We start from the raw sequence: 7,686 nt of genomic DNA, 5'->3' as shown, positions 1-7,686 counted from the left end.
GGCGATGGGCATCGCCACCACGATCAAGGCCGCCAAGAAGGAAGTCGAAGCCGGCACGCCGGTGGTGTGGGACATCTTGGAAGAGGTGATCAAGGAACACCCCGTCCTGCTCAACCGCGCGCCGACGCTGCACCGCCTGGGCATCCAGGCCTTCGAGCCGGTGCTGATCGAGGGCAAGGCGATCCAGCTCCACCCGCTGGTGTGTGCTGCCTTCAACGCCGACTTCGACGGCGACCAGATGGCCGTGCATGTGCCGCTGTCCATCGAGGCGCAGATGGAGGCCCGCGTGCTGATGCTGGCCTCCAACAACGTGCTCTTTCCTGCCAGTGGCGAGCCCTCCATCGTGCCCTCGCAGGACGTGGTGCTGGGCCTGTACTACGCCACCCGTGAGCGCATCAACGGCAAGGGCGAAGGCATGGTGTTCAGCGACGTGGCCGAGGTCCAGCGCGCGCTGGACAACGGTGTGGTCGAACTGACCGCCCGCATCAGCGTGCGCCTGACCGATTACGTCAAGGACGCCACCACCGGCGCGCTCGTGCCCGAGACCAAGCTGGTCGAGACGACGGTCGGCCGCGCGCTGCTGTCGGAGATCCTGCCCAAGGGCCTGCCGTTCGCCAACATCAACAAGGCTCTGAAGAAGAAGGAGATCTCCAAGCTGATCAACGCCTCCTTCCGCCGCTGCGGCCTGAAGGAGACGGTGGTCTTTGCCGACAAGCTGCTGCAGTCGGGCTTCCGCCTGGCCACGCGCGCGGGCATCTCGATCGCCATCGACGACATGCTGGTCCCCAAGGAAAAGCATGCCCTGATCGAGCGCGCCGAGAAGGAGGTCAAGGAGATCGAGCAGCAGTACGTCTCGGGCCTGGTGACCGCCGGCGAGCGCTACAACAAGGTCGTGGACATCTGGGGCAAGACCGGCGACGAGGTGGGCAAGGTCATGATGGCCCAGCTTTCCAAGGAGAAGGTCGTCGACCGCCACGGCAACACCGTGGAACAGGAGTCGTTCAACTCCATCTACATGATGGCCGACTCCGGCGCCCGCGGCTCGGCGGCGCAGATCCGCCAGCTGGCCGGCATGCGCGGCCTGATGGCCAAGCCCGACGGCTCCATCATCGAAACGCCCATCACGGCCAACTTCCGTGAAGGTCTGAACGTGCTGCAGTACTTCAACTCCACGCACGGCGCCCGCAAGGGCCTGGCCGACACGGCGCTGAAGACCGCGAACTCCGGCTACCTGACGCGCCGCCTGGTCGACGTGACGCAGGACCTGGTCGTGACCGAAGACGATTGCGGCACCACCAACGGCATCGCGATGCGCGCCCTGGTCGAGGGTGGCGAGGTGATCGAATCGCTGCGCGACCGCATCCTGGGCCGCATTCCGGCCCACGACGTGGTGCATCCCGAGACCCAGGAGGTCCTGGTCAAGGCCGGCGAGATGCTCGACGAAGATGCGATGGACGTGCTCGAGGCGGCCGGCGTCGACGAGGTCAAGGTGCGTACTCCGCTGACCTGCAACACGCGCTTCGGCCTGTGCGCCAAGTGCTATGGCCGCGATCTTGGCCGTGGCGGCTTGGTCAACGTCGGCGAGGCCGTGGGCGTGATCGCCGCGCAGTCGATCGGCGAGCCCGGCACGCAGCTCACGATGCGGACCTTCCACATCGGCGGTGCGGCCACCCGGGCGGCTGTGGCCTCCAGCGTCGAGGCCAAGTCCGACGGCATCGTCGGCTTCAACGCGACGATGCGCTATGTGACCAACGGCAAGGGTGAGCTGGTCGTGATCGCCCGCTCCGGCGAGATCGTCATCTCCGACCCGCATGGCCGCGAGCGCGAGCGCCACAAGGTGCCCTACGGTGCCACCCTGCACGTGAAGGCCGATCAGACCATCAAGGCCGGCACCGTGCTGGCCAACTGGGATCCGCTGACCCGCCCGATCATCACTGAGTTCGCCGGTCGTGCGAAGTTCGAGAACGTCGAAGAAGGCGTGACCGTGGCCAAGCAGGTCGACGAGGTCACGGGCCTGTCCACGCTCGTCGTGATCGACCCGAAGCGCCGCGGCGCCACCAAGGTCGTGCGTCCGCAGGTCAAGCTGGTCGATGCAGCGGGCAACGAGGTCAAGATCCCCGGCACCGACCACTCCGTGACCATCGGCTTCCCGGTGGGCGCCCTGATCCAGGTGCGCGACGGCCAGGAACTCGCCCCCGGCGAGGTGCTGGCGCGCATCCCTGTCGAGGGTCAGAAGACCCGCGACATCACCGGCGGTCTGCCGCGCGTGGCCGAGCTCTTCGAAGCCCGCTCGCCCAAGGACAAGGGCACGCTGGCCGAAGTCACCGGCACGGTGTCCTTCGGCAAGGAGACCAAGGGCAAGGTGCGCCTGCAGATCACCGACCCGGACGGCAAGGTCTGGGAAGAACTCGTGCCGAAGGAGAAGAACATCCTCGTGCACGAAGGCCAGGTGGTCAACCGCGGCGAACTCATCGTCGACGGTGCGGCCGACCCGCAGGACATCCTGCGCCTGCTGGGCATCGAGGAGCTGGCCCGCTACATCGTCGACGAAGTGCAGGACGTCTACCGCCTGCAGGGTGTGAAGATCAACGACAAGCACATCGAGGTGATCGTTCGCCAGATGCTGCGGCGCGTGCAAATCGTCAACCCGGGCGACAGCCACTACATCGCCGGTGAACAGGTCGAGCGCTCCGAACTGCTCGACACCAACGACAGGCTGCTGGCCGAGGGCAAGATGCCTGCCACGTACAGCGATGTGCTGCTGGGCATTACCAAGGCTTCGCTGTCGACCGACTCGTTCATCTCGGCGGCGTCCTTCCAGGAAACCACCCGCGTGCTCACCGAGGCGGCCATCATGGGCAAGCGCGACGAGCTGCGCGGCCTGAAGGAGAACGTCATCGTCGGCCGCCTGATCCCGGCCGGCACCGGCCTGGCCTTCCATCAGGCCCGCAAGGCCAAGGAAGAGATGGACGAGCAGGAGCGCCGCGCCATCGCCATGCAGGAAGCCCAGGAAATGGCCGCCCTGCAACTGGCGCAGGTCGATGCGGCCAGCGAGGACGGTTCCCACGAGGAGTGACCCCGTTGCCGGGGTCTTCCCCTTACCCAGGCGGCTTCGGCCGCCTTTTTTCATGGGCCCGCTGCATGTACCCGCGTCGTCACCCCGGCTGACTATCATCGCCCCAAGGAGACCGCCATGCGACCGCCCTGCCTCGCCCTCATCGCCCACGACGGCAAAAAGAACGACATGATCCACCTGGCCCAGGAGTTCCGCGACTTCCTGGGCCGCTGCCACCTGATCGCCACCGGCACCACCGGCTCGCGGCTGCAGGCCCAGGTGGGCCTCAAGGTGGAGTGCCTGCTCAGCGGTCCGCTGGGCGGCGACTTGCAGATCGGCGCCCGGCTGGCGGTCGAGGAGGTCGATGCCGTCATCTTCCTGCGCGACCCGATGACCCCCCAGCCCCACGAACCCGACATCAACGCCCTGGTGCGCGCCTGCGACGTGCACGACGTGCCCTGCGCCACCAACCTGGCCAGCGCACGCCTGATGCTGCGTCAGCTCGCGGCCCAGGCCGGCTGAAGCCCCGCGCCCATGCTCCAGGCCGCCGGCGGGCCCACTTGCACCGCCAAGCGGGCCGCCGGCCGGGCCAGGGCCAGCAAGGCGCGGTCCTTGGTGAGCAGCCAGCGCGCCCCCTCGGCCACCGCCAGGTCGATGAAGACCTGGTCGTCCGGATCGGCGCATCGCAGCACACAGCGCGGCGGTTCGTGGCAGCGCCGGGCATGTCGATGCCAGGCCTCCAGCGCGGACGGTCCCGGACTGCGGCGACGCACCGCGTCGTACTCGAGCACGCGCTGCCACTCCGCGTAAATACTGTCAGTGACCACCCACTCCACCATGCCGGTCACGATGGCCTGGCTCCAGCCACGGGCGAGCGGGTCGTCGAACACCAGCCAGTCGAGCACCACATTGGTGTCGAGCACGATGCGCAAAGGCGAAACTGGGGGCGGCAGCGCACACAGATCGGACATGGGACGGCAGCATACCCGCTCACCCCAAAGGCTGGCGCGCCCCGGCTTGCACAGTCTGCGCGCTTGCCCCTACAATAGCGGGCTTTTCGGCAGATTCTGCTGCGCTCTTTGCTGGGCGGCTTTGGCGGAACCCTTTTGCGCTGCAGCCCTTCGCCTCTGGAGGCTTTCCGGGGTGGGTGCGCGGGGCGGCAGCAAGGGGGCGACGACCGGCCATGCTTGTTCAGGGGGTTCGGCGTTCCTGTCGGAATCCGTCCGAAACGTAACTTCAAACGGGAACAAGTTACCATGCCCACCATCAACCAGCTCGTGCGCCATGGCCGCAAGGCCGAGGTCACGAAGTCCAAGTCGCCTGCGATGGAAAACTGCCCGCAGCGACGCGGCGTGTGCACCCGTGTGTACACCACCACCCCGAAGAAGCCGAACTCCGCGCTGCGCAAGGTCGCCAAGGTGCGTCTGACGAACGGCTTCGAGGTCATCTCCTACATCGGTGGCGAAGGCCACAACCTGCAGGAGCACAGCGTGGTGCTCGTGCGTGGCGGCCGCGTGAAGGATCTGCCGGGCGTGCGCTATCACATCGTGCGCGGCTCGCTGGACCTGCAGGGCGTCAAGGACCGCAAGCAGGCGCGTTCGAAGTACGGCGCCAAGCGTCCCAAGAAAGCCTGATTCCCGTCAGTTGTCATGGCCGGGCCGTCAGGTCGGGCCGGACGTGTTGCGGCAAGCTGCGGTTTGCCGAGTAAGTGGGCGCCCGGAGTGGGTGTCCGAGGTGCGGGGTGAGCCCTGCGCCAACTGAAGCAGAAAAGGAAGTCATCATGCCTCGTCGTCGCGAAGTCCCCAAGCGCGAGATCCTGCCCGATCCGAAGTTCGGCAACGTCGATCTGTCCAAGTTCATGAACGTCATCATGGAGTCGGGCAAGAAGGCCGTGGCCGAGCGCATCATCTACGGCGCCCTCGAGCAGGTCGAGAAGAAGTCCGGCAAGGATCCGCTGGAGGTGTTCCTGACCGCGCTGAACAACGTCAAGCCCATGGTCGAAGTGAAGTCCCGCCGTGTGGGCGGTGCGAACTACCAGGTTCCCGTGGAAGTTCGCCCCGTGCGCCGGATGGCCCTGGCCATGCGCTGGCTGAAGGAATCGGCCCGCAAGCGCAGCGAAAAGTCCATGGCCCAGCGTCTGGCCAACGAGCTGCTCGAGGCGGCCGAAGGCCGTGGCGGCGCCATGAAGAAGCGCGACGAGGTCCACCGCATGGCCGAAGCCAACAAGGCCTTCTCGCACTTCCGTTTTTAAGAAACCGCCAATCCGCCCAGCGGCTGCCCCGGCTGTCCACGAGACACGCGGGGCGGCCTTTGTATTTGGAGTGACATCATGTCCCGCAAGACCCCGATCGAGCGCTACCGGAACATCGGTATCTCAGCGCACATCGACGCCGGCAAGACCACCACGACCGAGCGCATCCTGTATTACACGGGTGTGAACCACAAGATCGGCGAGGTGCACGATGGCGCCGCCACCATGGACTGGATGGAGCAGGAGCAGGAGCGGGGCATCACCATCACCTCCGCGGCCACGACGTGCTTCTGGCGTGGTATGGATCTGTCGTTCCCCGAGCACCGCTTCAACATCATCGACACCCCGGGCCACGTGGACTTCACCATTGAAGTGGAGCGTTCCATGCGCGTGCTCGATGGCGCCTGCATGGTGTACTGCGCCGTGGGCGGCGTGCAGCCGCAGTCGGAAACCGTCTGGCGTCAGGCCAACAAATACAAGGTGCCCCGTCTCGCGTTCGTCAACAAGATGGACCGCACCGGCGCGAACTTCTTCAAGGTCTATGACCAGATGAAGACGCGCCTGAAGGCCAATCCCGTGCCCATCGTCGTGCCCATCGGCGCCGAGGAGAATTTCAAGGGTGTCGTGGATCTGTTCAAGATGAAAGCCATCATCTGGGACGAGGCGTCCCAGGGCATGAAGTTCACTTACGAGGACATCCCGGCCGACCTGGTGGAAACCTGCCAGAAGTGGCGCGAGAACATGATCGAGGCGGCGGCCGAGGCCAGCGAGGAACTGATGAACAAGTACCTCGAGACCGGCGAGCTGACCGAGGCCGAGATCAAGCAGGGCCTGCGCCAGCGCACCATCGCCACCGAGATCCAGCCCATGCTGTGCGGCACCGCCTTCAAGAACAAGGGCGTGCAGCGCATGCTCGATGCGGTGATCGAATTCCTGCCCTCCCCGGTGGACATTCCTCCGGTGGCCGGCACCGACGAGAACGACCGTGAAGTCACGCGCAAGGCCGACGACAACGAGAAGTTCGCCGCGCTCGCGTTCAAGCTGATGACGGACCCCTACGTCGGCCAGCTCACCTTCGTGCGCGTGTACTCGGGCGTGCTCAAGTCGGGTGACACCGTTTACAACCCCGTCAAGGGCAAGAAGGAGCGCATCGGCCGGATCCTGCAGATGCATGCCAACCAGCGCGAGGAGATCAAGGAGATCCTGGCCGGTGACATTGCCGCCTGCGTGGGCCTGAAGGAAGTGACCACGGGCGAGACCCTGTGCGACCCCGATTCCATCATCACGCTCGAGAAGATGGTCTTCCCCGAGCCGGTGATCCGTCAGGCCGTCGAGCCCAAGTCCAAGGCCGACCAGGAGAAGATGGGCATTGCGTTGCAGCGCCTGGCCTCCGAGGATCCGTCCTTCCGCGTCTCGACCGACGAAGAGTCCGGGCAGACCATCATCGCGGGCATGGGCGAGCTGCACCTGGAGATCATCGTCGACCGCATGAAGCGCGAGTTCGGCGTGGAGGCCAACGTTGGCAAGCCGCAGGTGGCTTACCGCGAAACGATCCGCAAGTCGGTCTCCGACGTCGAAGGCAAGTTCGTGCGCCAGTCGGGTGGCAAGGGCCAGTATGGCCACGTCGTCTTCACGGTCGAGCCCAACGAGCCGGGCAAGGGTTTCGAGTTCATCGATGCCATCAAGGGCGGTGTGGTGCCGCGCGAGTACATCCCGGCGGTGCAGAAGGGGGTGGAAGAATCTCTCACCACCGGTGTGCTGGCCGGCTACCCCGTGGTGGACGTCAAGGTCACCCTGACCTTCGGTTCCTACCACGAGGTGGACTCGAGCGAAAACGCCTTCAAGATGGCCGCCTCGATCGGCTTCAAGGAGGCCTGCCGCAGGGCCAACCCGGTGATCCTCGAGCCGATGATGGCCGTGGAGGTGGAGACGCCCGAGGAGTATGCCGGCAACGTGATGGGCGATCTATCGTCTCGCCGCGGCATGGTGCAGGGCATGGACGACATGCCTGGCGGCGGCAAGGTGATCAAGGCCGAGGTGCCGCTGTCCGAGATGTTCGGCTACTCGACCACGCTGCGCTCGATGTCGCAGGGCCGCGCGACCTACACGATGGAGTTCAAGCACTACGCCGAGGCTCCGAAGAACGTGGCCGACGCGATCATCAGCGCCCGCGCGAAGTAAACCCGAGACGGTCTTCGGCGCCCTGCACGACAGGGTTGGCCTGCTGCCCGTGGCAGGCCAGCGCCGGAGACCTTAAACCGACACGGGCCCTGTTCTTTCCCTGGAGACCGACATGGCAAAAGGCAAGTTTGAGCGGACCAAGCCGCACGTGAACGTGGGGACGATTGGTCACGTGGACCACAGCAAAACGACGCTGACG

General features: G+C 65.7%; 6 protein-coding genes and 1 pseudogene. 6 read left to right on the top strand and 1 reads right to left on the bottom strand.

Annotated elements, in window-relative coordinates:
• On the top strand, positions 1-3,076 hold a 3,076-nt coding region (rpoC, locus tag ACK42S_RS13180), incomplete at its 5' end, for a DNA-directed RNA polymerase subunit beta' (protein WP_409708242.1).
• 117 nt (positions 3,077-3,193) lie between these two features.
• The gene (locus ACK42S_RS13175; protein WP_409708239.1) at positions 3,194-3,577 is read left to right on the top strand and encodes a methylglyoxal synthase; all 384 of its coding nucleotides are present in this window, start codon (positions 3,194-3,196) and stop codon (positions 3,575-3,577) included.
• On the opposite strand, the gene ACK42S_RS13170 is transcribed toward ACK42S_RS13175, so the two are convergent.
• Complete coding sequence (locus tag ACK42S_RS13170; RefSeq protein ID WP_409708236.1) at positions 3,553-4,026, bottom strand: putative toxin-antitoxin system toxin component, PIN family; 474 nt, start codon at positions 4,024-4,026, stop codon at positions 3,553-3,555. The genes ACK42S_RS13175 and ACK42S_RS13170 overlap by 25 nt on opposite strands.
• A gap of 285 nt (positions 4,027-4,311) precedes the next feature.
• On the opposite strand from ACK42S_RS13170, the gene rpsL reads away from it, so the two are divergent.
• From rpsL to ACK42S_RS13150, 4 genes and pseudogenes are all read left to right on the top strand, one after another.
• The gene (gene rpsL / locus ACK42S_RS13165; RefSeq protein ID WP_104359040.1) at positions 4,312-4,689 is read left to right on the top strand and encodes a 30S ribosomal protein S12; all 378 of its coding nucleotides are present in this window, start codon (positions 4,312-4,314) and stop codon (positions 4,687-4,689) included.
• Between the two features lie 146 nt (positions 4,690-4,835).
• Complete coding sequence (gene rpsG / locus ACK42S_RS13160) at positions 4,836-5,306, top strand: 30S ribosomal protein S7 (RefSeq protein WP_409708233.1); 471 nt, start codon at positions 4,836-4,838, stop codon at positions 5,304-5,306.
• 78 nt (positions 5,307-5,384) lie between these two features.
• Positions 5,385-7,487 carry an elongation factor G gene (gene fusA / locus ACK42S_RS13155; RefSeq protein ID WP_409708230.1) on the top strand — a complete coding sequence of 701 codons (2,103 nt, stop codon included), beginning with the start codon at positions 5,385-5,387 and terminating at the stop codon, positions 7,485-7,487.
• A gap of 112 nt (positions 7,488-7,599) precedes the next feature.
• Positions 7,600-7,686 (top strand): annotated as a pseudogene (locus ACK42S_RS13150) (elongation factor Tu); the annotation flags it as partial.

Origin of the sequence: Caldimonas sp. (assembly GCF_046289365.1) — a bacterium.
GTDB lineage: Bacteria > Pseudomonadota > Gammaproteobacteria > Burkholderiales > Burkholderiaceae_C > Caldimonas.
Note: the sequence above shows the minus strand (reverse complement) of the source record. Positions and strands in the feature narration are given on the sequence as shown.